Origin of the sequence: Streptomyces sudanensis (assembly GCF_023614315.1) — a bacterium.
GTDB classification, from domain to species: Bacteria; Actinomycetota; Actinomycetes; order Streptomycetales; family Streptomycetaceae; genus Streptomyces; species Streptomyces sudanensis.
In genome coordinates, this window is record NZ_CP095474.1 from 471,777 (window position 1) to 497,663 (window position 25,887).

Annotated in this window: 20 protein-coding genes and 2 pseudogenes; 11 read left to right on the forward strand and 11 right to left on the reverse strand. The window is 73.5% G+C overall.

Annotation, left to right across the window (positions count from 1 at the left end; translation table 11 throughout):
• Positions 1 to 2,278, forward strand: a 2,278-nt coding sequence (glgB, locus tag MW084_RS01980; RefSeq protein ID WP_275563439.1) for a 1,4-alpha-glucan branching enzyme, incomplete at its 5' end; no start/stop codon positions are given.
• 177 nt (positions 2,279 to 2,455) lie between these two features.
• On the opposite strand, the pseudogene MW084_RS01985 reads toward glgB, so the two are convergent.
• Both MW084_RS01985 and MW084_RS01990 read right to left on the reverse strand, forming a co-directional pair.
• Positions 2,456 to 3,759: pseudogene (locus MW084_RS01985) on the reverse strand (cation:dicarboxylate symporter family transporter); the annotation flags it as partial.
• 180 nt (positions 3,760 to 3,939) lie between these two features.
• Positions 3,940 to 4,965 (reverse strand): ATP-dependent 6-phosphofructokinase, encoded by a 1,026-nt coding sequence (locus MW084_RS01990; RefSeq protein ID WP_010475556.1) that lies wholly within the window; start codon positions 4,963 to 4,965, stop codon positions 3,940 to 3,942.
• Between the two features lie 294 nt (positions 4,966 to 5,259).
• On the opposite strand from MW084_RS01990, the gene pta reads away from it, so the two are divergent.
• The 3 genes from pta (at position 5,260) to pyk (ending at position 10,165) form a co-directional block, all read left to right on the forward strand.
• Positions 5,260 to 7,344: a phosphate acetyltransferase gene (gene pta, locus MW084_RS01995; RefSeq protein ID WP_010475555.1), complete on the forward strand. Its 2,085-nt coding sequence runs from the start codon at positions 5,260 to 5,262 to the stop codon at positions 7,342 to 7,344.
• 72 nt (positions 7,345 to 7,416) lie between these two features.
• Entirely contained in the window at positions 7,417 to 8,619 is a 1,203-nt protein-coding gene (locus tag MW084_RS02000) for an acetate kinase (protein WP_010475554.1), read from the forward strand.
• Between the two features lie 115 nt (positions 8,620 to 8,734).
• Positions 8,735 to 10,165 carry a pyruvate kinase gene (gene pyk, locus MW084_RS02005; RefSeq protein WP_010475553.1) on the forward strand — a complete coding sequence of 477 codons (1,431 nt, stop codon included), beginning with the start codon at positions 8,735 to 8,737 and terminating at the stop codon, positions 10,163 to 10,165.
• 63 nt (positions 10,166 to 10,228) lie between these two features.
• On the opposite strand, the gene MW084_RS02010 is transcribed toward pyk, so the two are convergent.
• From MW084_RS02010 to MW084_RS02025, 4 genes are all read right to left on the reverse strand, one after another.
• On the reverse strand, positions 10,229 to 11,644 hold the full coding sequence (locus tag MW084_RS02010) for a hypothetical protein (protein WP_010476357.1): 1,416 nt from the start codon (positions 11,642 to 11,644) through the stop codon (positions 10,229 to 10,231).
• Positions 11,634 to 12,140, reverse strand: a complete 507-nt coding sequence (locus tag MW084_RS02015) for a DUF6114 domain-containing protein (RefSeq protein ID WP_010476359.1) — start codon at positions 12,138 to 12,140, stop codon at positions 11,634 to 11,636. The genes MW084_RS02010 and MW084_RS02015 overlap by 11 nt, the downstream gene beginning before the upstream one ends.
• A gap of 95 nt (positions 12,141 to 12,235) precedes the next feature.
• Positions 12,236 to 12,916: a DUF6230 family protein gene (locus MW084_RS02020; protein WP_010476361.1), complete on the reverse strand. Its 681-nt coding sequence runs from the start codon at positions 12,914 to 12,916 to the stop codon at positions 12,236 to 12,238.
• A gap of 597 nt (positions 12,917 to 13,513) precedes the next feature.
• Positions 13,514 to 14,485: a tetratricopeptide repeat protein gene (locus MW084_RS02025; protein ID WP_010476363.1), complete on the reverse strand. Its 972-nt coding sequence runs from the start codon at positions 14,483 to 14,485 to the stop codon at positions 13,514 to 13,516.
• A gap of 228 nt (positions 14,486 to 14,713) precedes the next feature.
• Between MW084_RS02025 and MW084_RS02030 the strand changes: the two genes are divergently transcribed.
• On the forward strand, positions 14,714 to 15,352 hold the full coding sequence (locus MW084_RS02030) for a TetR/AcrR family transcriptional regulator (protein WP_029553940.1): 639 nt from the start codon (positions 14,714 to 14,716) through the stop codon (positions 15,350 to 15,352).
• Positions 15,353 to 15,415: 63 nt separating this feature from the next.
• On the opposite strand, the gene MW084_RS02035 is transcribed toward MW084_RS02030, so the two are convergent.
• The 5 genes and pseudogenes from MW084_RS02035 to MW084_RS02055 form a co-directional block, all read right to left on the reverse strand.
• Positions 15,416 to 15,922 carry a GNAT family N-acetyltransferase gene (locus MW084_RS02035; protein ID WP_255114381.1) on the reverse strand — a complete coding sequence of 169 codons (507 nt, stop codon included), beginning with the start codon at positions 15,920 to 15,922 and terminating at the stop codon, positions 15,416 to 15,418.
• Between the two features lie 48 nt (positions 15,923 to 15,970).
• Complete coding sequence (locus MW084_RS02040; RefSeq protein WP_275563440.1) at positions 15,971 to 17,671, reverse strand: coenzyme B12-dependent isobutyryl-CoA mutase large subunit; 1,701 nt, start codon at positions 17,669 to 17,671, stop codon at positions 15,971 to 15,973.
• A 173-nt stretch (positions 17,672 to 17,844) separates the two neighbouring features.
• Positions 17,845 to 18,177 carry a DUF3817 domain-containing protein gene (locus MW084_RS02045; RefSeq protein ID WP_078571879.1) on the reverse strand — a complete coding sequence of 111 codons (333 nt, stop codon included), beginning with the start codon at positions 18,175 to 18,177 and terminating at the stop codon, positions 17,845 to 17,847.
• Positions 18,178 to 18,236: 59 nt separating this feature from the next.
• Positions 18,237 to 18,742, reverse strand: a pseudogene (locus MW084_RS02050) (MarR family winged helix-turn-helix transcriptional regulator); the annotation flags it as partial.
• Positions 18,743 to 19,013: 271 nt separating this feature from the next.
• Entirely contained in the window at positions 19,014 to 19,502 is a 489-nt protein-coding gene (locus tag MW084_RS02055; RefSeq protein ID WP_029553637.1) for a hypothetical protein, read from the reverse strand.
• A 215-nt stretch (positions 19,503 to 19,717) separates the two neighbouring features.
• On the opposite strand from MW084_RS02055, the gene MW084_RS02060 reads away from it, so the two are divergent.
• The 6 genes from MW084_RS02060 to MW084_RS02085 all read left to right on the forward strand — a co-directional run bounded on the left by MW084_RS02060 (position 19,718) and on the right by MW084_RS02085 (position 25,847).
• Positions 19,718 to 20,809, forward strand: a complete 1,092-nt coding sequence (locus MW084_RS02060) for a glycoside hydrolase family 6 protein (RefSeq protein WP_010472482.1) — start codon at positions 19,718 to 19,720, stop codon at positions 20,807 to 20,809.
• Positions 20,810 to 21,047: 238 nt separating this feature from the next.
• On the forward strand, positions 21,048 to 21,947 hold the full coding sequence (locus MW084_RS02065; protein ID WP_010472480.1) for a GHMP family kinase ATP-binding protein: 900 nt from the start codon (positions 21,048 to 21,050) through the stop codon (positions 21,945 to 21,947).
• Positions 21,944 to 22,948, forward strand: a complete 1,005-nt coding sequence (locus tag MW084_RS02070; RefSeq protein WP_010472479.1) for a DMT family transporter — start codon at positions 21,944 to 21,946, stop codon at positions 22,946 to 22,948. The genes MW084_RS02065 and MW084_RS02070 overlap by 4 nt, the downstream gene beginning before the upstream one ends.
• Positions 22,945 to 23,928: a pyridoxal-phosphate dependent enzyme gene (locus tag MW084_RS02075; RefSeq protein ID WP_010472477.1), complete on the forward strand. Its 984-nt coding sequence runs from the start codon at positions 22,945 to 22,947 to the stop codon at positions 23,926 to 23,928. The genes MW084_RS02070 and MW084_RS02075 overlap by 4 nt, the downstream gene beginning before the upstream one ends.
• Positions 23,921 to 24,658: an alanyl-tRNA editing protein gene (locus tag MW084_RS02080; RefSeq protein ID WP_010472475.1), complete on the forward strand. Its 738-nt coding sequence runs from the start codon at positions 23,921 to 23,923 to the stop codon at positions 24,656 to 24,658. The genes MW084_RS02075 and MW084_RS02080 overlap by 8 nt, the downstream gene beginning before the upstream one ends.
• Positions 24,648 to 25,847: an aminotransferase class I/II-fold pyridoxal phosphate-dependent enzyme gene (locus tag MW084_RS02085; protein WP_106428095.1), complete on the forward strand. Its 1,200-nt coding sequence runs from the start codon at positions 24,648 to 24,650 to the stop codon at positions 25,845 to 25,847. The genes MW084_RS02080 and MW084_RS02085 overlap by 11 nt, the downstream gene beginning before the upstream one ends.
• Positions 25,848 to 25,887: the final 40 nt, after the last annotated feature.

The following is a 25,887-nucleotide window of genomic DNA, read 5'->3' on the forward strand; positions in this document are numbered from 1 at the left end:
CGCCGGGGGCGCCCGGGAGGAGCCGGCCGCCCGGACCGCGGCGGGCGCGGGAGCGGGAGCGGCGGGCGCGGGAGCCCCGTCCGCCACCGCGCCGCCCCGCCCCCGGAAGGGGAACGACGGGGTGCCGCCGCACCCCCTAGCGGGCGCCGACCGGGCACGGCTGCTCGTCGGCGAGCACCACGACCCGCACGGGCTGCTGGGCGCCCACCCGGTACCGGAGGGGATCGCGTTCCGGGCGCTGCGCCCGCACGCCCGGGGGGTCGCCGTCCTCCTCCCCGACGGGGCCCGGCACGCGCTGCACGACGACGGGGACGGCCTGTTCTCGGGCGTCCTGCCGCTGCCCGGGGTGCCGGACGGCTACCGGCTGCTCGTGTCGTACGACGGGGCCGAGCTGGACGTCCACGACCCGTACCGGTTCCTGCCCGCGCTGGGCGAGCTGGACCTGCACCTGATCCGGGAGGGCCGGCACGAGGAGCTGTGGACGGCGCTCGGCGCCCATGTGACGACCCACCAGGGCGTGACCGGCACCCGCTTCACGGTGTGGGCGCCCAACGCCCGCGGGGTGCGGCTCGCCGGGGACTGGACGTTCTGGGACGGCACCGGCCTGCCGATGCGGTCGCTGGGCGCCAGCGGGGTGTGGGAGCTGTTCGTGCCCGGCGTCGGCGAGGGCACGCTGTACAAGTTCGAGGTGGTCGGCCCGGACGGGCACCGCTCGCTGCGCGCCGACCCGATGGCGCGGCGCACCCAGTGCCCGCCGGAGACCGCCTCCGTCGTCACCGCCTCGCACCACGAGTGGCGGGACGGGGAGTGGATGGCCCGCCGGGGCGAACGCCCGGTCCACGAGGCGCCGTTCTCCGTGTACGAGGTGCACCTGCCGTCGTGGCGGCCCGGGTTGTCGTACCGCGAGCTGGCCGAGGCGCTGCCGGCGTACGTGAAGGACCTCGGGTTCACCCACGTGGAGCTGATGCCGGTCGCCGAGCACCCCTACAGCCCGTCGTGGGGCTACCAGGTCACCTCGTACTACGCGCCGACGGCCCGGCTGGGGACGCCGGACGACTTCAGGTACCTGGTGGACCGGCTGCACCAGGAGGGCATCGGCGTCCTCGTCGACTGGGTCCCGGCGCACTTCCCCAAGGACGACTGGGCGCTGGCCCGCTTCGACGGGACCCCGCTGTACGAGCACCCCGACCCGCGCCGCGCCGAGCACCCCGACTGGGGGACGCTGGAGTTCGACTACGGGCGCACCGAGGTGCGCAACTTCCTGGTGGCGAACGCCGTGTACTGGTGCGAGGAGTTCCACATCGACGGCCTGCGGGTCGACGCGGTCGCCTCGATGCTGTACCTGGACTACTCCCGCGAGCACGGCGAATGGGTGCCCAACGAGCACGGCGGGCGGGAGAACTTCGACGCGGTCCGCTTCCTGCAGGAGATGAACGCGACCGTCTACCGCCGCTGCCCCGGCGTGGTGACGGTCGCCGAGGAGTCCACCGCCTGGGAGGGCGTGACCCGCCCCACCGACCAGGGCGGCCTCGGTTTCGGCCTGAAGTGGAACATGGGCTGGATGCACGACTCGCTGGTGTACGTCTCCAAGGAGCCGGTGCACCGCAAGTACCACCACAATGAGATGACGTTCTCGATGGTGTACGCCTACAGCGAGAACTACGTGCTGCCGATCTCCCACGACGAGGTGGTGCACGGCAAGCAGGCGCTGGTGTCGAAGATGCCGGGCGACTGGTGGCAGCGGCGCGCCAACCACCGCGCGTACCTGGGCTTCATGTGGGCCCATCCGGGCAAGCAGCTGCTGTTCATGGGGCAGGAGTTCGCGCAGGGCGCCGAGTGGTCGGAGGAGCACGGGCCGGAGTGGTGGCTGCTGGCCGACGACTACCACTCGGCGGGCGACCACCGGGGCGTGCGGGACCTGGTGCGCGACCTGAACGCGCTCTACACGGCGACCCCCGCGCTGTGGGAGCGGGACACCGCCCCGGAGGGCTTCCGGTGGGCGCTGGGCGACGCCGCCGACGACAACGTGTTCGCCTTCGTGCGGTACGACGCGCTGGGCTCCCCGCTGCTGGCGGTGAGCAACTTCTCCCCCGTGGTGCGGCACGACTACCGGCTGTGGGCGCCGGAGTCCGTACCGGCCTGGGTGGAGGTCCTCAACACGGACGCCGCGCGGTACGGCGGCGGCGGCGTCCGCAACGAGGGCCCGCTGAAGCGCGGGGCCGACGGCATCCGCATGACGCTGCCGCCGCTGGCGACGGTCTGGCTCAGGCCCGCCTGAGCCGTACGGGCCCGGGGTCCCGGGCCGCGCGGGCCGGCGCCCCGGCGGGCCGGCGCCGGGCGGCCNGCCGGGGCCGCGTCGGGGTCACGCCCGGGAGGGCTCCCCCGTCCCGGCGGGCCGGTCCGGGGTGCCGGCGCCCGGAGTGCCGCCCGGGTGCCGGCGGCGTCCAGTGTGNGNGAACCGTCCGGGGCGGGGGTGCCGTCCGGCGGGGCCGTCTCGTCGAACGGCGCCCGGCCGGCGAGGACCTCCGCCGCGCGCTCCCGGTCGAACTCCTTCGTCCAGGTGCCGATCAGCACGGTCGCGACCGCGTTGCCCGCGAAGTTGGTCAGGGCCCGCGCCTCGCTCATGAACCGGTCGATGCCGACGATCAGGCCCACGCCGTCGACGAGCGCCGGCTTGTGCGACTGGAGGCCGCCCGCGAGGGTCGCGAGCCCGGCGCCGGTGACGCCGGCCGCGCCCTTCGACGCGACGACCATGAAGACCAGGAGCGAGACCTGCTCACCGACCGCCAGCGGCTGCCCCAGCGCCTCGGCGGCGAACAGCGAGGCCATCGTCAGGTAGATGGCGGTGCCGTCCAGGTTGAAGGAGTAGCCGGTCGGCACGGTGATGCCGACGACCGGCCGGCTGACGCCCAGGTGCTCCATCTTCGCGATCAGCCGGGGCAGCGCCGACTCGGACGACGAGGTGGACAGGATCAGCAGGAACTCCCGCGCCAGGTACCGCAGCAGCGCGAGCACGCCGATCCCCGCCACCAGCCGCAGCAGCGCGCCGAGGACGACGAGGACGAAGACCAGGCAGGTGGCGTAGAAGCCGAGCATGAGGACGGCGAGCGACTTCAGCGCGTCCACGCCGGTCGAGCCGACCACCGCGGCGATCGCGCCGAACGCGCCGACCGGCGCCACCCACATGATCATCGCCAGGATCCGGAAGACCAGCCGCTGCAGGTGGCCGACGCCGCGCAGCACCGGCTCGCCCGCCGCGCCCATCGCCTGCAGCGCGAAGCCCGTGAGCAGGGCGACCAGCAGCGTCTGGAGCACCTCGCCCTCGGTGAACGCCGACACCAGGGTCTCGGGGACGATCCCCAGGAGGAAGTCGGCGGTGCCCCCGCCCGCCCCCTCGGCGTGCCGCTCGCCCGCCGCGCGGGCCTCGTCGGTGACGCGCAGTCCGGCGCCGGGCTCCAGCAGGTTGCCGACGACCAGGCCGATCGCGAGGGCGACGGTGGACATGGCCGTGAAGTAGGCGAGGGCCAGGCCGCCGACGGCGCCCACCTTCGCGGCCCTGCGCACCGAGCCCACACCCAGCACGATCGTGCAGAAGATCACCGGCGAGATCATCATCGTGATGAGGTCGACGAAGCCGGTGCCCAGCGGCTTGAGGTCCTGTGCGAAGCCCGGTGCGGCGAGGCCCAGGGCGACGCCGAGCGCGACCGCCGCGACGACGGCCGGGTAGAGCCAGTGGGTCCGTTCGCGCCGTGCGGTCACGGGTCCTCCTTCGACGAGTGCGCTGCGCGTCCCGGTGGGTCCCCGCCACCATCCCCCACGACCGCGCTCCCGGGCAGCGCCGCGTGCGCTCCGCCCGCGCGTTTTCGGACGGTCCGGGCCGCCGCGCCCGCCCTCCCGGCGCCGGGGCCCCGGAGGGACGCCGGGGCCCCGGCCCCGGTCTCAGAAGACGGACTCCGCCTCCAGCATCCGGCCCTCCGGCACCGTCTTCAGCCGGGTCGTCGCGTCGGCGAGCGGCGCCGTCGTGACGGCCGTCCCCCGCAGCGCCGTCATCCTCCCGAAGTCGCCCCGGTGCGCGGCCTCCACCGCGTGCCAGCCGAAGCGGGTCGCGAGCACCCGGTCGTACGCGGTCGGCGTGCCCCCGCGCTGGACGTGGCCGAGGATCACGGGCCGGGCCTCCTTGCCGAGGCGCTTCTCCAGTTCCGCGGCGAGCCGGGTGCCGATGCCCGTGAAGCGCTCGTGCCCGTACTGGTCGATCTCGCCCTTGCGGTACTCCATGGAGCCCTCCGCCGGGCGCGCCCCCTCCGCGACGCAGATCACCGCGAACTTCTTGCCGCGCGCGAACCGCTCCTCGACCATCTTGACCAGGTCGTCCACCTGGAAGGGCCGCTCCGGCAGGCAGATGCCGTGGGCGCCGCCCGCCATGCCGGACTCCAGGGCGATCCACCCGGCGTGACGCCCCATCACCTCGACCACCATCACGCGCTGGTGCGACTCGGCGGTGGTCTTCAGGCGGTCCATGGCCTCGGTGGCGACCATCACCGCCGTGTCGAAGCCGAAGGTGCGGTCCGTGGACGAGATGTCGTTGTCGATGGTCTTGGGGACGCCGACCACCGGCATGCCCGCGTCGGACAGCATGCGGGCCGCCGTCAGCGTCCCCTCGCCGCCGATCGGGATGAGCACGTCGAGGCCGTACCGGCGCTGCAGCTCGCCGCAGTTCTCGGCGGCCTCCCGCAACCGGGAGCGCTCCAGCCGGGCCGAGCCGAGGATGGTGCCGCCGCGGGCGAGGATGCCGCTGACGGCGTTCAGGTCCAGTGGCCGGTAGTGGCCGTCGAGGAGGCCCTTGAACCCGTCCTCGAAGCCGATGACCTCGTCCCCGTGGCCGGTGAGCGCGCGGTGCACGACCGAGCGGATCACGGCGTTCAGGCCGGGGCAGTCGCCGCCTGCGGTGAGGACTCCGATGCGCATCGTGCTGTCTCTCCTGCTCGGTAGGGAGTCGCCGTGCCGTATGGGGATCACCCGAATTGTCCCATGTGCCGCACGCTCCCCGCCCGACCGGCACTCGGGCGGGGAGCCCGCGCGAAGGCCCCCGGAGCGGGCCGGGAACCCCTCGCGGCCCCCGGTGTCCCAGGTCACACCCGGCAGGCGCGGTACTTACCCGCACAGGTACTGTCAAGAGGGGAAGGCTGTCCCTCCAGAGGTGTTTTTTCGCCGATACGGAGTACCAGTCGAACACTCCTTTGACGGAGGGGAGACCACGGCGTGACGCGCAGCGTGTACGTGACCGGGATCGAGCGCGGGGACGGCCGCCAGGTCGTCGAGCTGGGGGTGATGGAGCTCCTCACGCGCCAGGTGGACCGGGTGGGGGTGTTCCGCCCGCTGGTGCACGACGGGCCGGACCGCCTGTTCGACCTGCTGCGGGCCCGGTACCGGCTGCCGCAGGACCCGGCGACGGCGTACGGGACGGACTACGCGCGGGCGGCGGCGCTCCAGGCCGAGCAGGGCACCGACGCGCTCGTCGCGCACCTGGTGGACCGGTTCCACGCGGTGACGCGCGAGTACGACGTCGTCCTCGTCCTCGGCACGGACTTCGCCGCGACGCAGCTCCCCGACGAGCTGGCGCTCAACGCGCGCCTGGCCAACGAGTTCGGCGCCTCCGTCATCCCCGTCGTCGGCGCCAAGGGCCGGCCCGCCGACGCGGTGCGCGCCGAGGCCCGCAACGCGTTCCGCGCGTACGCCGGGCTGGGCTGCGACGTCCTGGCGATGGCCGTGAACCGGGTCGCGGCCGAGGACCGGGACGCGATAGCCGAACGGCTCGCGGCCCGCCTCCCCGTCCCCTGCTACGTCCTGCCCGACCAGCCGGCGCTGTCCGCCCCGACGGTCGCGCAGATCGCCCACGCGCTGGGCGCCCGCGTCGTGCTCGGCGACGACTCGGGGCTGGCGCGCGACGCCCTGGACTTCGTCTTCGGCGGCGCGACGCTGCCGAACTTCCTCAACGCCCTGACCCCCGGCTGCCTGGTCGTCACCCCCGGCGACCGCGCCGACCTGGTGGTGGGCGCGCTGGCCGCGCACTCGGCCGGCACGCCGCCCATCGCGGGCGTCCTGCTCACCCTGAACGAGCAGCCCGGCGACGAGGTCCTCGCCCTCGCCTCCCGCCTGGCCCCCGGCACGCCGGTGATCGCGGTCAGCGGCAACAGCTTCCCCACCGCGCAGGAGCTGTTCGCGCTGGAGGGCCGGATGACCGCGGGCACCCCGCGCAAGGCGGAGACCGCGCTGGGCCTGTTCGAGCGGCACGTCGACACGGCCGACCTGCTGAAGCGGATGTCCGTGGCACGCAGCGGCCGCGTCACCCCGATGATGTTCGAGCACGAGCTGCTGGAGCAGGCCCGCGCCGACCGCCGCCGGGTGGTCCTGCCGGAGGGCGCGGAGGAGCGGGTGCTGCGCGCCGCCGACGTGCTGATCCGCCGCGACGTGTGCGACCTGACGCTGCTCGGCGACCCGGACGTGATCCGCAAGAAGGCCGCCGACCTGGGCGTGGACCTGTCCGCCGCGCAGCTCGTCGACCCGGTGGCGTCCGAGCTGCGGCAGCGTTTCGCCGAGCGGTACGCGGCGCTGCGGGCCCACAGGGGCGTCTCGGTGGAGCTGGCGTACGACATCGTGTCGGACGTCAACTACTTCGGCACGCTGATGGTGCAGGAGGGCCTGGCGGACGGCATGGTGTCGGGGTCGGTGCACTCGACGGCGGCGACGATCCGGCCCGCGTTCGAGATCATCAAGACCAAGCCGGACGCCTCCATCGTGTCGTCGGTGTTCTTCATGTGCCTGGCCGACGAGGTGCTCGTGTACGGCGACTGCGCGGTCAACCCGGACCCGGACGCCGAGCAGCTCGCCGACATCGCCGTCCAGTCGGCCGCCACGGCCGCCCGGTTCGGCGTGGAGCCGCGGATCGCGATGCTGTCGTACTCCACCGGCACGTCGGGGTCGGGCGCGGACGTGGACAAGGTGCGGGAGGCGACGAAGCTGGTCCGCGCGGCGCACCCGGAGCTGAGCGTCGAGGGCCCGATCCAGTACGACGCCGCCGTGGAGCCGTCCGTCGCGGCGACCAAGCTGCCCGGGTCGGAGGTGGCGGGCCGGGCCACCGTGCTGGTCTTCCCCGACCTGAACACGGGCAACAACACCTACAAGGCGGTGCAGCGCTCGGCGGGCGCCGTGGCCGTGGGCCCGGTGCTGCAGGGCCTGCGCAAGCCGGTGAACGACCTGTCGCGCGGCGCGCTCGTCAGCGACATCGTGAACACGGTGGCCATCACCGCCATCCAGGCGCAGGCCGCGCCGCGCGGCCCCGCGTGACGCGCCCGCTCCCCCGACCCGCTCCGTCCGCCCACCCCGTCCGTCCGTCCGGCGACAGAAAGCACCGCATCCGTGACCAGCGCGACCCGCGTCCTCGTCCTGAACTCCGGCTCCTCGTCGGTGAAGTACCAGCTGCTCGACATGCGGGACGGCTCCCGCCTCGCCGTCGGCCTCGTGGAGCGGATCGGCGAGGACGCCGCGCGCCTGGTCCACACGCCGGCGGGGGGCGAGCGGCGCGAGCGCACCGCCCCGGTGCCCGGTCACGAGGCGGCGCTGCGGGCGGTCGCCGGGGAGCTGGCCGCGGACGGCCTGGGCCTGGACTCGCCGGAGCTGGCGGCGATCGGCCACCGGGTCGTCCACGGCGGCCTGCGGTTCACCGAGCCGACGGTGGTCACCGACGAGGTGCTGGCGGAGGTGGAGCGGCTGGTCCCGGTCGCCCCGCTGCACAACCCGGCGAACATCGCGGGTATCCGCACGGCGCGGGCGCTGCGCCCGGACCTGCCGCAGGTGGCGGTCTTCGACACGGCGTTCCACACGACGATGCCGGAGTACGCCGCCCGGTACGCGATCGACACGGAGACCGCCGACGCGCACCGCATCCGCCGCTACGGCTTCCACGGCACCTCCCACGCCTACGTCTCCCGGGAGACGGCGCGGCTGCTGGGCCGGGACCCGTCCGAGGTGAACGTGATCGTGCTGCACCTGGGCAACGGCGCGTCCGCCTCGGCGGTGGCCGGCGGGCGCTGCGTGGACACCTCGATGGGCCTGACGCCGCTGGAGGGCCTGGTGATGGGTACGCGCTCCGGTGACGTCGACCCGGCGGTCACGTTCCACCTGCGGCGGGTGGCCGGGATGTCGGTCGACGAGGTGGACGAGCTGCTGAACAGGAGGAGCGGCCTGGTGGGACTGTGCGGCGACAACGACATGCGGGAGATCCGCCGCAGGATCGACGAGGGCGACGAGCGGGCCCGGCTCGCGTTCGACGTCTACGTCCACCGGCTGAAGAAGTACGTCGGGGCGTACTACGCGGTGCTCGGCCGGGTGGACGCGGTGGCGTTCACGGCGGGTGTCGGCGAGAACGCGGCCCCGGTGCGGGAGGCCGCCGTGGCGGGCCTGGAGGGGCTGGGCCTGGCGGTGGACCCCGGCCTCAACGCCGTGCGGTCCGGGGAGGCGCGCCTGATCTCGCCCGCGGACGCGCGGGTGGCGGTCGCGGTGGTCCCGACCGACGAGGAGCTGGAGATCGCCCGGCAGGCCTACTCACTGGTGGGCGGCTGACACCGGAAGGGCGGTGCCGCCGTCCCGGCCGGGAGCCCGGCCCGGTGGCACCGCACCCCGTATATCCCGCCGTTCGGGATATTTCGTACAGAGACCAACGGATAGGATCCGCCTCATGCGCCGTTCCAAGATCGTCTGCACGCTGGGCCCCGCCGTCGACTCCTACGAGCAGCTCAAAGCGCTCATCGAGGCCGGCATGAACGTGGCCCGCTTCAACATGAGCCATGGAAGCCACACCGAGCACGAGGAGCGGTACCACCGCCTCCGCAGGGCCTCCGAGGACACCGGCCGCGCCGTCGGCGTGCTCGCCGACCTCCAAGGCCCGAAGATCCGGCTGGAGACCTTCGCCGACGGCCCGGTGGAGCTGGTCCGCGGGGACGAGTTCACCATCACCACCGAGGACGTCCCCGGCGACAGGACGATCTGCGGCACCACGTACAAGGGCCTCCCCGGCGACGTCGACCAGGGCGACCAGATCCTGATCAACGACGGCAACGTCGAGCTGAGGGTGCTGGAGGTGGACGGCGTCCGGGTGCGCACGATCGTCGTCGAGGGCGGCGTGGTCTCGGACCACAAGGGGATCAACCTGCCGGGTGCGGCGGTGAACGTGCCGGCGCTCTCCGGCAAGGACGTGGAGGACCTGCGCTTCGCGCTGCGGATGGGCTGCGACATGGTCGCGCTCTCCTTCGTGCGCGACGCCGACGACGTCAAGGACGTCCACCGGGTGATGGACGAGGTGGGCCGCCGGGTCCCGGTCATCGCCAAGGTGGAGAAGCCGCAGGCCGTGGCCAACATGCAGGACGTCGTGATGGCGTTCGACGGGGTGATGGTGGCGCGCGGCGACCTGGCCGTCGAGTACCCGCTGGAACGGGTCCCGATGGTGCAGAAGCGGCTCGTCGAGCTGTGCCGCCGCAACGCCAAGCCGGTGATCGTCGCGACCCAGATGATGGAGTCGATGATCACCAACTCGCGCCCCACGCGCGCCGAGGCGTCCGACGTGGCGAACGCGATCCTGGACGGCGCCGACGCGGTCATGCTGTCCGCGGAGTCGTCGGTGGGGGCGTACCCGATCGAGACGGTCAGGACGATGTCGAAGATCGTCGTGGCGGCGGAGGAGGAGCTGCTCTCCAAGGGCCTCCAGCCGCTGGTCCCCGGCAAGAAGCCGCGCACCCAGGGCGGCTCGGTGGCCCGCGCGGCCGCGGAGATCGCGGACTTCCTGCACGGCAAGGCGCTGATCGCCTTCACCAAGTCCGGCGACACGGCGCGCCGGCTGTCCCGCTACCGCGCGGCGCAGCCGATCCTGGCGTTCACCACCGAGGTGTCCACCTGCAACCAGCTCACGCTGAGCTGGGGCGTCGAGTCGTACGTCGTGCCCCACGTCGACAACACCGACGCGATGGTGGACCTGGTCGACGCGGAGCTCCTGAAGCTCCAGCGCTACCACCCGGGCGACATCATGATCATCACCGCCGGCTCCCCGCCCGGCGTCCCCGGCACCACCAACATGGTCCGCGTGCACCACCTGGGCGGCGGCGAGAGGGACTGACGCCGCCCCGTACGGCGGCGGGGCGGCGCCCCGGTGCTCCGGGGCGCCGCCCCCGCCGCGGTGTCAGCCCTCGACGTGGTTGCGCAGGCCCGGCACGGTGAGGGTGCCGCCGAACTGGGCCGCCTGGGTGACCTCCACCCGGGTGAAGAAGGCGAAGGGGACGTCCAGCGGGGGCGGGGTCCGGGGGCTGAACGTGATCGGGACGATGCCGAAGAGGTCGCCCTTCAGCTCCTCCGTGTACATCGTCACCGTGCCGCCGCGGATCGTGGACGTCGAACCCGGCCGCGAGGAGACGTGGCCCGTGCGGCCCGCGCTGTGGACGGTGATCTGGTGCAGGTCCTTGATGTCCACCTCGGACGCGGTGAACTTCAGGACCTTCTTGAGCGTGCCGCTGCCCGTCCGGACCTCGACGATGCCGTGGTACTTCAGCCCGCGCAGCGTGAGCCGGGTGCTCTCCAGCCGCCACGGCTCGTCCGCCACGTGCGGGATGCCGGTCTCCGGTTCGGCCTCCGCGAGCGCCCGCGGGTCCGGGGTCGGGCACGGGAAGCGGGGCTTGGCGCCGTCCGGGACGTCCCGGTCCTCCTTCGGGCCCGGGCCCCTGACCTCCTCGGGCAGTTCCCCGACCTCGGCGCCGACCTCGCCGGCGGCCTCCCTGATGGCCTCCTCGATCCCGTCCGGCGCTCCGGCCGGCGGCTCCTCCGGGAGTGCGGGCCGCCCGGCCGGCTTCCCGCCGGGGCCCTCCGCCGGGCCGGTCGCCACCGGGGCGGTGGCCGTCGGGGCGGTGACCGTCGGGGCCGGGACGGCCGGAGTCGGAGCCGGGGCCGGGACGGCCGGAGTCGGAGCCGGGGCCGGGACGGCCGGAGTCGGAGCCGGGGCCGGAGTCGCGGTTCCCACCGGCTCCCGCGTCCCCGTCAGCCCGTCGAGGAGGCCCCCGACCGCCTTCCCCACTCCCAGCGGGTCCAGCGGGTCGTAGGACGCGGTGGGCTCGGGCGCCGCCTCCGGGGCGGGGGCCGGGGAGGCGTCCGTCCGCGGCTCCCCGGCCGGCGTCGCCGCCGGCTCGGCCGCCCCGTCCGCCGGGGTCCTCCCGTACTGCCTCTCCGGCGGCTTCCCGGTCTCCCGCCCACCGCCCGCCGAAGCGGACGGCGACGCGGACGGCGACGCCGAGGCCGAGGGCGACGCCGAGGGCGTGCCCGAGGGGGATCCGCTCGGCTCCGGTTCCGGCGACTCCGCCGGATCGTCCGACCGCGTCACGCACGGGCCCGGCGCGAAGGGGACGTCCTTGTCGTCCGCCAGCGCGGGCCGCGGTGTGAGGCTCATGCCGACGAGGACGGCCGTGGGCATCGCGGCCAGGGCCAGCGCCTTGCCCGCCGGTGCCTGGAGCCTGGTCAGCAGCGACCTGCGGGGGGCCGCGTGGCGCGGTCCCCGCCGCCCGCGCGCGGCTCCGCCGGCCGCCGCCCGCTGCGTCTCGTCATCCCGCACGGTTGCCCCCGCCGTCGGCGACGGCCGTCGTCGCGGTGGGGTGGGCGAACGCGGCGGCGGGCTCCGGGGAGCGGTCCGCGGCGGCCGACCCGTCCTCCGGGCGCCCGGGCGCCCACGAGACCGAGAGCGCCCCGCCGACCAGGGCCATCAGGAAGCCGATGGCGAAGCCTCCCAGGTTCGCCACGGGGATGGACACCAGGGCGAGCAGGATCGCCGCGACCCCGGCGAAGACCCGTACGGCCTGCTGGAACCACATGGTCAGGCCCAGGGTGATCAGCAGGACGCCGATGATCAGCGCCCCGGAGCCCGTGGTCGTCGCCATCGAGAGGGTCATCTGCCCCAACTTGAGGCTGGCGTACGGGAAGTAGACGATGGGGATTCCGCCCAGCAGGGTGAACAGGCCCGCCCAGAACGGCCGGGTGCCCCGCCAGTCGCGGAACCGCCGCCTGAGGGCGCGGACGTGGTGCTCGTTCTGCTCCGGCGACTCGGCGCTCATGGAAGCTCCCTGGAACTGGTGTTGCCGTGTGAGGAGGGAGACGGGCGGGCGCGATCGCCTCGCGGGCCCCGCGCCCGCCCGCACGGATCATCCGGTCAGTAGCACTCGACCCCGGGGCCGTCGCCCCGGTGCAGGCCCATGCTCAGACCGCTCAGCCTGAACGTGCCGGCCGTGGTCGCCCACGCCTTCTGCTCCACATTGGTGAGGACCGCCGACTCCGCCTGCTGGGCGAAGCCGTTCCGGTTGATGTTCGTGTCCTTGACCGCCGGGCCCTTGCCGAGCTTCGGGTTGACGGTGCTGTCGGTGTCCTTGGCCGCCATGCCGATGTCGATGTTCGTGAACGTGGCGTCGGCGTCCAACTCGGTGACGTCGAGGTACAGGTTGGTCGCCTGGACCTTCCGGCTCTCCTCGGGGCCCGGGCCGGCCTCCAGCCTCAGCGTGACCTTGCCGAGCACCGGGACGTTCGGCGTGACCACCGACTGGCACATCTTGGTGATCGTGGCCTTCCGGAAGGTCGAGATCGCCACCGGGCGCGGAACGACCCTGTCGCCTTCCTTGATCTCGGCGTAGCCCATGTCGACACCGCCGTACTGGGCGAAGCCGGTGCCCTCCAGGTGGGCCGCCTTGACCTTGAACTCCTGGCCGGACACGGCGAACGACGCGGCGAGCGCGCCCTGCGCCAGGCCGACGCCGATCGCGGCCGTCGCGGCCACGCTGGGCACCATGACGACGGCGAACCGCTTCCATCTGGTCCCACCGCGAATCTGGGACTCCATAGGTTCCTCCTTCTCGGACGTGCATCTCCGGAGCGGACCCGCCGGGTCCGTCCGGGATGGAGAAGCGCTACGTCCTCGGGGAGGGAAGCGCCCGCGGATCGGGCGCGAACCGCGTCCGGAACACCGGCGATCACCCCCGAGCGACAACCACCGGCCGCCCGGCGCAGGAGTCCGCGCGGCCCGTTCGGACAGGCCCCGCGGGATGGCGGGGACCCCCCTGTCCGCGGCCGGTGCGAACGCCCCGGCCGGCCCGGTGGGGAACCGGCCCCGCGGCGCGGCCGTTCACCGGCCGCCGCGGTACCGGACCGGGCGTGGCCGATCGTGGTGCATTCGGGGCCGGGGCACAAGGGGGCTCGTTACCGACGGGTAGCGGCCCGGTGAACACCTCACGACGGCCCGCCGTCGCCCGGGCACTCACGGTGCTACCGCCCGGTTCGGCGAAAGGCGACTTCGACGCCGATAGGCGGATATGGGACCGACCTCGACTTACTGGAAGTAACAGCAGTCGCCCCGGTCAAAGTTTGGCAAAACGCGATACGCGAAGCCCCGGGTGGCCGCGCCGCCCCGCAGGGGAAGGGCGGCCACCCGGGGACCGGGTCAGAACAGCACGCGCGCCAGGTCGCCGCGGGCCTTGACCACCCGCGGGTCGTCGGGGCCGACGACCTCGAACAGCTCCAGCAGCCGCACCCGCGCCGCGTTCCGGTCCTCGCCGGCCGTGCGGCGCACGGTCTCGACGAGCCGCCCGAAGGCGTCCTCCACATGGCCGCCGACCAGGTCGAGGTCGGCGGCGGCGAGCTGCGCCGGCACGTCCGCCGGGTCGTCGGCGGCGTCCTTGCGGACCTGCTGCGGGTCCGCCCCCCGCACCCGGCCGAGCAGTTCGGCCTGGGCGAGGCCCAGCTTGGCCTCGGTGTTGTCCGGGTCGTCGACCAGGACGTTCTTGTACGCCTGGACCGCGCCGGGGATGTCGCCGGAGTCCAGCGCCCGCACCGCCGCCTCCAGCAGCGCGTCGTACGGGCCGGCCGGCACCGGCCCGGCGCCCGCGGCGGGGGCCTCGCCGTCCGCGTCCACGGTCAGGCCGGTCAGACCGAAGCGCTGCTCGGCGACCTGGACGAGCTGGTCCAGGGTCTCGCGGATCTGCGGCTCGGGCGCCGCGCCCTGGAAGAGCGGCAGGGCCTGGCCGGCCACCACCGCGAACACCGCCGGGATCCCCTGGATCCCGAACTGCTGCATCAGCATCTGGTTGGCGTCGACGTCGATCTTCGCCAGGACGAAGCGGCCGCCGTACTCGACGGCCAGCCGCTCCAGCAGGGGACCGAGCTGCTTGCACGGCTGGCACCACTCGGCCCAGAAGTCGATGACGACCGGCACCTCGGCGGAGCGCTGCACGACGTCGCGGTCGAAGCCGGCCTCGTCGACGTCGATCACCAGCGCGGACGGGGGGACGGATCCGGCGCCGCCCTGCCGGGCCGCCTGGGCGCGCGCCCGCTCCGCCTTGGCCTTGGCCTCTCCGGCCGCCTTCACCGCGGCGAGGTCGACGACGCCGCTCATGGACATGTTCCTAGGCTGCATGGGTACATCCTCCCCCTTCCGCGCGTGTGACCGGTACGCCACGGCACGGGCCGCGGCGGCACCGGGTCCCCACCCGGTGCCCGTGGTTGTCGCTGCGGGTCGAACAGACCTTCCGCTACGGGTCGTAGCGTAACCGCGCCACCGGGGGCGCGGACCACGCGGACGGGTGAACTGGCTCACACGCGCGGCGGCGGGGCACTCCGGCTACCCGCCGGTATGGTCGCCGTCATGCGCCGACGCCACGCTCCTCCCGCCGCCGGGCGCCCCGGGCGCCCGCGCAGCGCCGCGGCGGACGCCGCGATCCTGGAGGCGACCCGCGCCGCCCTGGTCGAGCTGGGCTGGTCCGGGCTGTCGATGGGCGACGTGGCGGCCCGCGCGGGCGTCGCCAAGACCACCCTGTACCGGCGCTGGCCCGGCAAGAACGAGCTGGTCGTGGACGCCGTCGCGGTCCTCTTCGACGAACTGGAACTGCCCGACCTCGGCAGTCTCGCCGCGGACGTCGAGAGCGTGGTGCGCCAGTTCGCCGCGCTGCTCGAACGGCCCGAGGCCAGGACCGCGCTGATGGCCGTCGTCGCCGAGGCCACCCGTGACGAGCCGCTGCGCGAACGGATCCGCGTCTCCATCGTCGACCGGCAGAAGCGGCTGGTCCTGCAGGGCCGGGCCCGCGCCCAGGCCCGCGGCGAACTGCCCGCGCCCGAGGAGGACCGCGCCGGCGCGCCGGATCCGGCCGACGACCTGATCTTCGACGTCATCGCGGGCACCGTGGTCCACCGGGCCCTGGTCAGCGGGCTGCCCGTCGACGAGGAGTGGGTCCGGCGGCTCACGACGCTGCTGCTCGGCGGTCTCGGCGCCGCCGTGCGCGACTGAGCGTCCCGGGGCGGCTCCGGGCGGTCCCGGACGGCGGGGCGGCCCCGCCGGTCCCGGCGGGGGTCAGAGCGGGCGGTACATCACGTGCAGTCCGGTGTAGCCCCGCGTCGGGTGGCGGAAGGCGTCCGGGACGGTGCCGACGATCCGGAAGCCCAGGTCCTCGTAGAGCCGCACCGCGTGGGTGTTGGTCTGGGCGACCGCGTTGAACTGCATCCCCCGGAAGCCGGCCTCCTTCGCCCACCGGAGGCTGTACTCCACGAGCGCCCGGCCGATGCCGCGCCCGCCGTGCGCCGGGTCGACCATGTAGCTGGCGCTGGCGACGTGGGAGCCGTTGCCCGCCTGGTTGCGGTTCATCTTGGCCGTACCGACGACCGTGCCGGCCTCGTCGACGGCGACGACCGTGCGGCTGGGCGGCTCCAGGAGCCACCAGCCGCGCCCCTCCTCGGCGTCGAGGTCGGTCGGGAAGGTGAAGGTGTCGCCGGCGGCGACGATCTGGTGGAAGAAGGGCCAGATGGCCGGCCAGTCGGCGGCGGTGGCCTCGCGGATCCCGGTGTGCATGCCCTTCAGCATGCACACCGGGATCCTCCGGAGGCGAGGGGTTTCCGTGCGGCGGGCCGCTCAGAACCCGGCGGGCTCGGTGTAGGTGCCCCACTCGTCGCGCAGGGCGTCGCAGATCTCCCCGAGCGTGGCCTCGGCCCGTACGGCGTCGAGCATGGGCCCGATCATGTTGGAGCCGTCGCGGGCGGCGGCCAGCATGGCGTCGAGCGAGGAGCGGACCTTCGCGTCGTCGCGGCGGGCCTTGCGGTCGGCGAGGACCCGCACCTGCTCGCGCTCCACCTCGTGGCTGACCCGCAGGATCTCCAGGTCGCCGGTGACGGAGCCGGTGTGGCAGTTGACGCCGACGACCTTCTTGTCGCCCTTCTCCAGGGACTGCTGGTAGCGGAAGGCGGACTCGGCGATCTCGCCGGTGAACCAGCCGTCCTCGATCCCGCGCAGGATGCCGGAGGTGATCGGACCGATGGGGTGCTGCCCGTCCGGGTGGGCGCGCAGGCCGCGCTCCTTGATCTGGTCGAAGATCTTCTCGGCGTCGGCCTCGATGCGGTCGGTGAGCTGCTCGACGTACCAGGCGCCGCCCAGCGGGTCCGCGACGTTGGCGACGCCGGTCTCCTCCATCAGCACCTGCTGCGTGCGCAGGGCGATCTCGGCGGCCTGCTCGGAGGGCAGGGCGAGGGTCTCGTCGAGGGCGTTGGTGTGCAGCGAGTTGGTGCCGCCGAGCACCGCGGCGAGCGCCTCGACGGCGGTGCGCACGACGTTGTTGTACGGCTGCTGCGCGGTCAGCGAGACACCGGCGGTCTGGGTGTGGAAGCGGAGCCACTGCGCCTTGTCGGTCGTGGCGCCGTAGACCTCCTTCATCCAGCGGGCCCAGATGCGGCGGGCGGCGCGGAACTTGGCGATCTCCTCGAAGAAGTCGAGGTGCGCGTCGAAGAAGAACGACAGGCCGGGGGCGAAGACGTCCACGTCCAGGCCGCGCGAGAGGCCCAGCTCGACGTAGCCGAAGCCGTCGGCGAGGGTGTACGCCAGCTCCTGCGCGGCCGTCGCGCCGGCCTCGCGGATGTGGTAGCCGGAGACGGACAGCGGCTTGTACGCGGGGATGCCCCGGGCGCAGTGCTCCATCAGGTCGCCGATGAGGCGCAGGTGGGGCTCCGGCTCGAACAGCCACTCCTTCTGGGCGATGTACTCCTTGAAGATGTCCGTCTGGAGCGTGCCGTTGAGGACGGACGGGTCGACGCCCTGGCGCTCGGCGGCGACGAGGTACATGCAGAAGACCGGGACGGCGGGGCCGCTGATGGTCATCGACGTGGTGACGTCGCCGAGCGGGATGTCCTTGAAGAGGACCTCCATGTCGGCGGCGGAGTCGATGGCGACGCCGCAGTGGCCGACCTCGCCGAGCGAGCGGGGGTCGTCGGAGTCGCGGCCCATGAGCGTGGGCATGTCGAAGGCCACGGACAGGCCGCCACCGCCGGCGGCCAGGATCATCTTGTACCGCTCGTTCGTCTGCTCGGCGTTGCCGAAGCCCGCGAACTGGCGGATGGTCCAGGTGCGGCCGCGGTAGCCGGTCGGGTACAGGCCGCGGGTGAAGGGGTACTCACCGGGCCAGCCGATCCGCTCGAAGCCGTCGTAGGTGTCGCCGGGCCGCGGCCCGTACACGGGCTCCACGGGGTCCCCGGAGAGCGTGGTGAAGTCGGCGTCGCGCTTCTTGGCGGCGTCGTAACGGGCCTGCCAGCGTCGGCGGCCTTCCTCGATGGCGTCAGCGTCCATACCCTCGAATTTACTAGGACGTCCAAGTAAATGTCGATGGCAGGCCGCCGGGGGGAGCGTCACACCCGGCGGCGGGGGTCCTCGGCGGGCCCGGCGGTCCGGGGCGGCCGGGGCGCCGCCGGACCCCGGCGGGCCCTCGCGCGCGTCGGCGGGCCCCCGCGGTTTTACGGCGGTCAGACCCCGGCGGGCGCGGGCGCGGAGCCGGCGATCAGCGGCCGGACCTCGCGGACGACCCTGCGCTCGACGAAGAAGGCGGCGAACGGGATCGTGCCGCTGAGCAGGATCCAGGCCAGCTTGCCGAGCGGCCAGCGCGCCTTGGAGCCCAGGTCGAAGGCGACGACGAGGTAGACGATGTAGAGGACGCCGTGGGTCTGGGACACCACGAAGGTCAGGTCCTCGCCCGTACCGAACCCGTACTTGAAGACCATGCAGGTCGACAGGATCAGCAGCATGACGGCGGTGACGTAGGCCATTACCCGGTAGCGGGTCAGCACGCTGGGTTTCATGCCATCGAGCGTAACCACCCGTGCCGGGCGTCCCTCGCACGCCCCCGCGCCTCCCCTANCCCTCCCGGAAGTCCCCCGCGGCCACCCGCAGCGGCCGGAGCACCGAGAAGATCTCCGCGCACCCCTCCGCGTCGTACGGGCCGAGGCCGAAGTCCATGGCCATCAGGTCCGCCGTGGCCGCCTCGACCACCTCGCGGCCCTTCTCCGTGATGGAGGCGAGGGTGCCCCGCCCGTCGTTGGGGTTCGGCCGCTTGGCCACCAGACCGGAGCGCACCAGCCGGTCCACGGTGTTCGTCACGGACGTGGGGTGGACCATCAGCCGCTCGCCGATCTTCGACATGGGCAGCTCCCCCGCCTTGGAGAAGGTGAGCAGCACCAGCGCCTCGTACCGCGCGAACGTCAGCCCGTACGGCTTGAGCACCGCGTCCACCTCGGCCAGCAGGATCTGGTGGGCCCGCATGATCGAGGTGATGGCGGCCATCGAGGGGACCGGCCCCCAGCGCTGCCGCCAGAGCTCGTCGGCGCGGGCGATGGGATCGAAGGGGAGGCGGAGCGGCTTCGGCACGTCCTGACCTTACCGACTGGCCACATCGCGGTCGTCCGGATCTCACGCACCGGTCGCCCGGGGGCGGCCGGTGCGGACGCCCCCGGGGCAGCGGCGGGACCGGCGGCACGGACCGCCCCGCCGGCGAGCGCCCGGCCACCGCGCCGTCCAACGGCCAGATGGNNNTCNNCCCCGGACGGCCGGGGGCCGGGTGCCCGTCCGGGGCCGGCCGTCCAGGGGGCGGCCGGGCGTACCGGCCCCGTCCCCGGCCCCGTCCCCACGGGGGCCGGTGTCATTCGAACCGGGCGCGCCACATCGTCTCGCGCGTGTACGCGCTCCAGTCGGCCGGCGGGTACGTCGCCTGCGGGGCGGCGAGGGCCACGTCGATCGCGATCGCGACCTCGTCCTCGAAGAAGCCGAGGTCCCGGACCAGTTCCATCGCCCGTACGGTGGCCTCGCCGAGCGGACGCGCCATGCGGTCCGCGCCGGACGGGAAGGACACCGGTTCCCTCCGCGCCATTCCGAGCGCGTGGTCGGCTCTGCGGTCCAGGCCGAGGACGCGGTAGCCGGCGGCCAGGGCGACCCACTTGAGCGCCTGGGCCAGGGCGTCGGCCAGGCTCGCGACGCCCTGCAGCGTCTGCGCGGGGCTGCCGGCGGCGACATCGGTGCGCCGTGTCCGCCCGTAGTGCCGCTCCAGGCGGGTCCGTTCGCCCTCCAGCAGGGAGTGCGCCTCCTCCAGTACGCGGCCGACACGCGCCAGCTCGGTCAGGTCGTGGGGCATCTCGTCGGTTTCCTTCCCGTCGACTCGCCCGACCCTACGGGCGAACGCGGTGCGCGAGAAGACCGTCACACCCGGTCGCCGCGACGGGGTGGCGGGCGGCCGGGCGATCGGCGCGCCCGCGCGACGGAGAGTCACCCTCGGGTGTCACACCGCCATCCTCCGTGACCGTCGTGTCACGATGGCCGGGTCCGCCCGCAGCGATCCGGAGGATCTCGATGTTCGGCAACCGGTCGTCCTCCCGCGCCCCGCTCGTCCTGGCGCTCACCGCGGTCCTCCTCGCCTCCGCCTGCTCGTCCGGCTCCGGACGCGGCGCGGGCACCGCCGGGGAACCGCCGTCCAGCCCTTCGGTCAGGCGGGGGGAGGCCGCCGCGCCCTCGTCGGGCTCCCCGTTCTGGGTGGACCCGGACAGCGCGGCGGCGCGGCAGGTGAAGGAGTACGAGGCGGCCGGGCGCACCGAGGACGCGCGGCTGCTGCGGCGGATCGCGGACCAGCCGGCGGCGGTGTGGCCGTCCGGCGACGACCCCGTGCCGGACGTGGCGCGGGCGGTGCGCGGGGCGGCCGGCGAGGGCCGCACGGCCGTCCTCGTCGCGTACAACGTCCCGCACCGGGACTGCGGCCGGTACTCGGCGGGCGGCGCTCCGGACGGGGAGGCGTACCGGCGGTGGATCGACGCGTTCGCCGGCGCCGTCGGGGACGCCCGGGCCGTGGTCGTCGTGGAGCCGGACGCCGTGCCGCACACGGTGGACGGGTGCACGACCGGCGCGCGGGCGGAGGAGCGGTACGGGCTGCTGGCGTACGCCGTGGACCGGCTGAAGCGGCAGCCGAACACCAGGGTGTACCTGGACGCGGGGAACCCGGGATGGCTCGGGGAGCCGGGCAGGCTGGTGGAGCCGCTGCGCCGGGCGGGTGTCGGGCGGGCGGACGGCTTCGCGCTGAACGTGGCGAACTTCCACACCGACGAGGCCGTCCGGGCGTTCGGCACAAAGCTGTCGGAACTGCTGGACGGGGTGCACTTCGTCGTCGACACCAGCCGCAACGGGGCCGGACCGCTGCCGGGCGGCGGCGAGGAGTCCTGGTGCAACCCGCCCGGCCGGAAGCTGGGCGCCCCGCCGACGCTGCGGACCGGGGACCGGCTGGTCGACGCGTACCTGTGGGTGAAGCGGCCCGGCGAGTCGGACGGCACCTGCCGGGGCGGCCCCGCGGCGGGCACCTGGTGGCCGGAGTACGCGCTGGACCTGGCGCGCCGGTCGGATGGTCGGGCCACCGCCCGCCGACACATCGTTTCAAGCCAGAAGCTGGCCGAATGAGTGATGCCGAGGCGGTTTTGCCGACTTTTTAGCCTCGGGCACCGAAAGGCGCGTCCATAAGGATTCCTTGCGGTGTCGATAAGGGGGGCGCCATGCGAAGTGAGGGGCCACCAGGACAATCCATGCGACTCCTCGCCGAATGCCGGGGGGCGGACGGCCGGGAACCCGCCTTGCCCGCGCCCGGGAGACAGTTTACGGTGGTTGCCGTACGCCTGCGGCAGCGCGTAAGAACGACCATATGCACAAGAACAAAGCGAGCATCGTCCATGGCACGTTCGGGGAAATCCTGCAAGGATATACTGCGGGGGCGCAGGGGTTCGAACATTTCCTTTTCACCGCACCGGTCGAGGAATTACGGTGCTCCGCACGGCTCAAAAGGGAAGAATCCGCCGCGCGGGGGCCCTCGATCACCCCGCCCGACCGCACCAAGGCCCTCGCCGCCTTCCGGTCGCTCAGCGCCGAGTTGGGCCTCTCCCATACCGACGCCACCATCGACATCGTGTCCAACATACCCGTGGCCAAGGGCCACGCGAGTTCGACCGCCGACATACTGGCCGTCGCGCTGCTCTGCATCCGGGACGGATATCCGGAGGCGCCGCCCCCGATGGTCCACGCACTCGCCCTGTCCGTGGCCCGCCGCCTCGAATACGGCGACTACCTGCTGCATCCCGGAATCGCGGCCTGCGCCCAACGGTCGCAGACCTTGATCAGGAAATACCACACGGATTTGCGGTGGAGCATCGTCGGAGTGGACGAGGGCGGCCGCGTGGACACGGAGGCCTTCCACCGCGAGCTGCCCGAGGACCCGGGAAAGGCCCGTGTCTACGAGCGGCTGTTCGGAGAACTCGACGCGGCGCTCCTCGCGAACGACGGGAGGACCGCGGCCGAGATAGCGACGCACAGCAGCGAACTGCACAACGACCGGCTCCCCAAGAAATCCCTGGTCCACCTCATGACGGTCAAGGAGGAGTGGGGGGCTCTCGGTGTGTGCGTGGCGCACAGCGGAACGCTGGCCGGCCTCATCTTCTCGAAGCACCAGACCGATCACGACCTGCGGGTCGCCGGGTCCCGGCGGGCGCTGCGGTCCCTCGGCTACGACAGCAGCCTCTACACCCTGAAGGAGTCGGTGCCCTCATGAGCCTCGCTGACACACCGGACACGGCGGCGGAGCGGGGAGCCGGGCTTCCCGGTCCCGCCCCGGACGGGCCCGCGTCCCCGGCGGAGGGAGGGATCGGCAGCCGCCGCGTCCGGTCCCAGCTGATGGTGCTGCTGGCGGTCTGCTGCCTGGCCCTCGGCGGCGTCTTCGTCCGGATCAGCGAGGTGGGCCCGGTGAGCACCGGAGCGTACCGCTCGCTCCTCGCCGCGCCCATGCTGCTGGGCATGGCGATGGCGACCGCCCGCCGCTCCCGCGCCTCCGACGGCTCCCCGCACCGGGCGGCCGCGCCGATCGGGAAGCGGGACCGGCTCCTCATCGTGCTGGGCGGGGCGTTCCTCGCCGCGGACCTGTGCCTGTGGCACATCTCGTTCCTCTACACCTCGCTCGCCGAGGCGAACCTGCTGGCCAACCTGGTGCCGTTCATCATCGCCCCGCTGTGCTTCCTGCTCTTCGGCGACCGGCTGCCGTGGCAGCTCGCGCTGCCCGCACTCCTCGCGCTGGGCGGCCTGTACCTCCTGGTCGTCCTCGGCACCGGCCTGGACCCCGACCACCTCAAGGGCGACCTCCTCGCCCTGGCCACCGCGGTGTTCTACGCGCTGTTCCTCGTGGTGGCCAAGGGACTGCGCGAGCGCCACGAGGCCACCCGCATCATGGCCACCCTCAGCCTCGTCTGCGGTGCCGTCTGCTTCGCGGTGGCCGCCCTGCTCGGCGAGACCCTGTGGCCCACCAGCCTCAAGGGCTGGCTGGTGCTGATCGCTCTCGCGGTGACCTCGCAGCTGCTCGGCCAGACCCTGATGGCCCACGCCGTGAAGTTCCTGCCGCTCCAGCTCGCCGCCCTCTTCGTGCTGCTGCAGCCGGTGGCCGCGGCCGTCTACGGGCTGGTCTTCTTCGACCAGCGCCTCAGTCCGGTGCAGTTGGCGGGCATCGGCGTCCTGCTCGTTTCGATCTTCTGGGCCAAGAACCTCTTGGAGGGACGAAAATGAACCGGTCCGTACTCCCGCGGAACCCGCAGCACCGACCCGACCCCTACGACGTCATCGAGGAGTACAGCCGGCTGAGCACCGTGGACTGCGGCGGCTTCGAGACGGGGCGGTTACGGCTCCGCGCGATACACGGCAGCCCGACCACCGAGTCCAGCTTCAAGGCGATCCTCGGTCTCGGACTGCTCCTGCTGGCCCGGGAGAAGGGGCTGCTCGCCGAGGGCCAGACCGTCATCGAGTCCACCTCGGGGTCCCTCGGGCTCGGCCTGACGGCGGCCGGCCGGCTGCTCGGACACCCCGTGCAGCTGGTCTCCGACCCCGGCATCCCGGACATCACCCGGCGGAAGATCGAGCTGCTCGGCGGAGTGGTGCACATCGCCGAGACGCCGCACCCGGTCCTCGGCAGCCAGCAGGCCCGCGACGACCTGCTGCGGTCCATCCTGTCGGAGCACCCCGACTACTACTGGACCAACCAGAACGACAGCCCGCTCAACCCGGAGGTCTACACCCGCTGGGTGGTACCGCACCTGACGGACGTCCTGGACTTCTCGCGCATCACCGCCGGCATCTTCTGCGTGGGCAGCGGCGGCCACTTCGCCGCCCTGTCGTCGATGCTGGAGGCCAAGGGCATCCCCTCCTACGTGGCGGACCGCGAGGGTTCGATCACCTTCGGCGGCTCGCCGGCCCGGAGCATCCTGCGCGGTACCGGCAACCAGAACCGCATCCCCGCCGTGATCGACGCGGCCCGGGCCAGGGTCAGCGGCGTCTACCGGGTCTCCGACGCCCAGGCCTGCGACGGGGTGCGGGAGTTGGCGTCCCGGGGGCTGAGCGTCGGCGGGTCGTCCGGCGTCTGCTTCATGGGGGCGCGCCAACTCGCCGCCGACTTGGGCCCGTCGGCCGAAGGCGAGATACTCACCTTCTTCGCCGATCGCGGCGAACTGTACGGAACCACCCTGTTGAACGGAGGACGGGTCGATGATTAGCCCCGCTCTGTGGAGCAAGGCTCCCGCCACGGTCCAGCTCTACCACCACGACCCGTACGCGACGACGGCGACCGCCACCGTCCTCGCCGTCGAGGGGGTCCACGCCGTCTTCGACCGGTCGATCTTCTACGCCGAATCCGGCGGCCAGGTCGCCGACCAGGGGACCGTCGACGGGCTGCGCGTGGTGGACGTGCAGAAGGCGGGGGGCCGGCCCTTCCAGCTGCCCAACGGGGAGGTCGCCACGGTCGGGGCGGTGTTCTGCCACGTGTTCGAGGAGCCCTGCCCCCTCGCCGTGGGGGCGGAGGTGACGATGGAGATCGACTGGGAGCGCCGCTTCCGCAACATGCAGATGCACACCCTGGCGCACTTCCTGTTCCACGCCACCGGCGAGTACCTCTCGGCGCACGGCCAGACGCGCTCCACGCGCGGCTGCCACATCAGCGACAGCGCCGCCCGCTTCGACTTCGGCTGCGCCATCCCCCCGGAGGCGGTGCCGGAGATCCAAGGCCGCGTCGACTCCCTCCTCGGGTCCGCCGGCGAGGCGGTCGTGACCCCGCTGCCGGGGGCCGACGACGTGTTCGTCTGGCGCTCGGGGGAGATCGAGATCCCCTGCGGGGGCACCCACGTGTCGCATCCCAAGGAGATCCGGGGCGCCGTCACCGTGCGCCGCCGGACCAAGGGGAAGGGCGGCACCCGCCTCTACATCGAACTGGACCGCGATGCCGACTGACGGCTCCATGTCCACGGGCACCCCGCACGGCGCCGCCGACGGCCCTCCGGCGGAGGATCCGAGGTTCGTCGCGGACGCCGGCGCCCTGCGGGCCCGCCGGACCCTCAAGTGGCAGGAGGGAGCTCCGGACCCGGAGCGAATATGCCTGGGCATCGCCGAGATGGACCTGGAGACGCCGGAGTTCCTCCACGCCGTCCTCGCGCGCGCCGTGCGGGACGGTGAGACGGGGTACGGCCTCACCGGCGAGCAGGAACGGGCCTGCGCACGCTACCTGGCCGAGGAGCACCACGCCTCCACGGCCGGGCTGCGCTGCACCACCGACATCCTGGCCGGACTGCGGACGCTCCTGCGGGACCGGCTGCCGCCCGGCAGCGGGGTCATCGTCGAGACGCCCGTCTACGGCGACCTCCCCACCGTCGTGGAGGAGGCCGGCATGCGGCCGGTGGCCGTGCCCCTGCTGCGGGACGCGTCCGGCTACCGGCGCGACCACGCCGCGCTCGACGCCGCCGCGGCGGCGGGTGCGGCGGCCTGGATCCTGAGCCAGCCGCACAACCCGGTGGGACGGGCCTGGAACGACACGGAGATCGCCGAGGCGCTCGACCTCGTCCGGCGGCACGACCTGCTGCTCCTCGCCAACGAGGTGCACATGCCACTCGGCCTCGGGGGCCGGACGCGGTCCGTCTTCTCCGACCCGGCCGTGCACCGGGCCCGGGTCCTCGGCCTCACCTCGGCGTCCAAGGCGTTCAACGTCCCCGGGTTGAAGAGCGCCACGGTCTACGCCTCCGACAGGACGGCCGCGGCGCTCGCCGCGCTTCCGCAGGGGCTGCTCGGGCGGCCCGGAAGCCTCGGCGCCATCGCCACCGTCGCCTGCTACGAGCAGGGGACGGCGTGGCTGGCCGCGCTGCGCGCCGTCCTGGCCGAGCGGGTGGAGCTGGTTCGCGCGGAGCTCTCCCGGCTCCCCCTGCGCGTCGACGCCGCCGTGCCCGAGGCCACCTACCTGCTGTGGGCGGAGGTGCCCGAGCCGGAGGAGGCGAAACGATTCGCCGACGCGCTCGCCACCGCCCGGGTCCACGTCTCCCCCGGACCCGCCTTCGGCGGCGACGCCTACACCGGGTTCTTCCGGTTCAACGCCGCCGCCCATCCGGCGGTCCTGGGCGAGGCGTTCGACCGCGTCAGGGCCGCGCTGTGACCGGCGGCGGCCCGGGGGGGCGCCGGAGCGCCGCCCGTAC

Bases quoted from the DNA above. Each gene is read 5' to 3' on its own strand.
- MW084_RS01990 (WP_010475556.1), bottom strand. From the start codon at position 4,965: ATGCGCATCGGAGTCCTCACCGCAGGCGGCGACTGCCCCGGCCTGAAC.
- MW084_RS02020 (WP_010476361.1), bottom strand. From the start codon at position 12,916: ATGGAGTCCCAGATTCGCGGTGGGACCAGATGGAAGCGGTTCGCCGTC.
- MW084_RS02035 (WP_255114381.1), bottom strand. From the start codon at position 15,922: ATGCTGAAGGGCATGCACACCGGGATCCGCGAGGCCACCGCCGCCGAC.
- pyk (WP_010475553.1), top strand. From the start codon at position 8,735: ATGCGCCGTTCCAAGATCGTCTGCACGCTGGGCCCCGCCGTCGACTCC.
- MW084_RS02060 (WP_010472482.1), top strand. From the start codon at position 19,718: ATGTTCGGCAACCGGTCGTCCTCCCGCGCCCCGCTCGTCCTGGCGCTC.
- MW084_RS02065 (WP_010472480.1), top strand. From the start codon at position 21,048: ATGCACAAGAACAAAGCGAGCATCGTCCATGGCACGTTCGGGGAAATC.
- MW084_RS02080 (WP_010472475.1), top strand. From the start codon at position 23,921: ATGATTAGCCCCGCTCTGTGGAGCAAGGCTCCCGCCACGGTCCAGCTC.
- MW084_RS02025 (WP_010476363.1), bottom strand. From the start codon at position 14,485: ATGCAGCCTAGGAACATGTCCATGAGCGGCGTCGTCGACCTCGCCGCG.
- MW084_RS02075 (WP_010472477.1), top strand. From the start codon at position 22,945: ATGAACCGGTCCGTACTCCCGCGGAACCCGCAGCACCGACCCGACCCC.
- MW084_RS02085 (WP_106428095.1), top strand. From the start codon at position 24,648: ATGCCGACTGACGGCTCCATGTCCACGGGCACCCCGCACGGCGCCGCC.
- MW084_RS02040 (WP_275563440.1), bottom strand. From the start codon at position 17,671: ATGGACGCTGACGCCATCGAGGAAGGCCGCCGACGCTGGCAGGCCCGT.
- MW084_RS02055 (WP_029553637.1), bottom strand. From the start codon at position 19,502: ATGCCCCACGACCTGACCGAGCTGGCGCGTGTCGGCCGCGTACTGGAG.
- MW084_RS02070 (WP_010472479.1), top strand. From the start codon at position 21,944: ATGAGCCTCGCTGACACACCGGACACGGCGGCGGAGCGGGGAGCCGGG.
- MW084_RS02045 (WP_078571879.1), bottom strand. From the start codon at position 18,177: ATGAAACCCAGCGTGCTGACCCGCTACCGGGTAATGGCCTACGTCACC.
- MW084_RS02015 (WP_010476359.1), bottom strand. From the start codon at position 12,140: ATGAGCGCCGAGTCGCCGGAGCAGAACGAGCACCACGTCCGCGCCCTC.
- MW084_RS02030 (WP_029553940.1), top strand. From the start codon at position 14,714: ATGCGCCGACGCCACGCTCCTCCCGCCGCCGGGCGCCCCGGGCGCCCG.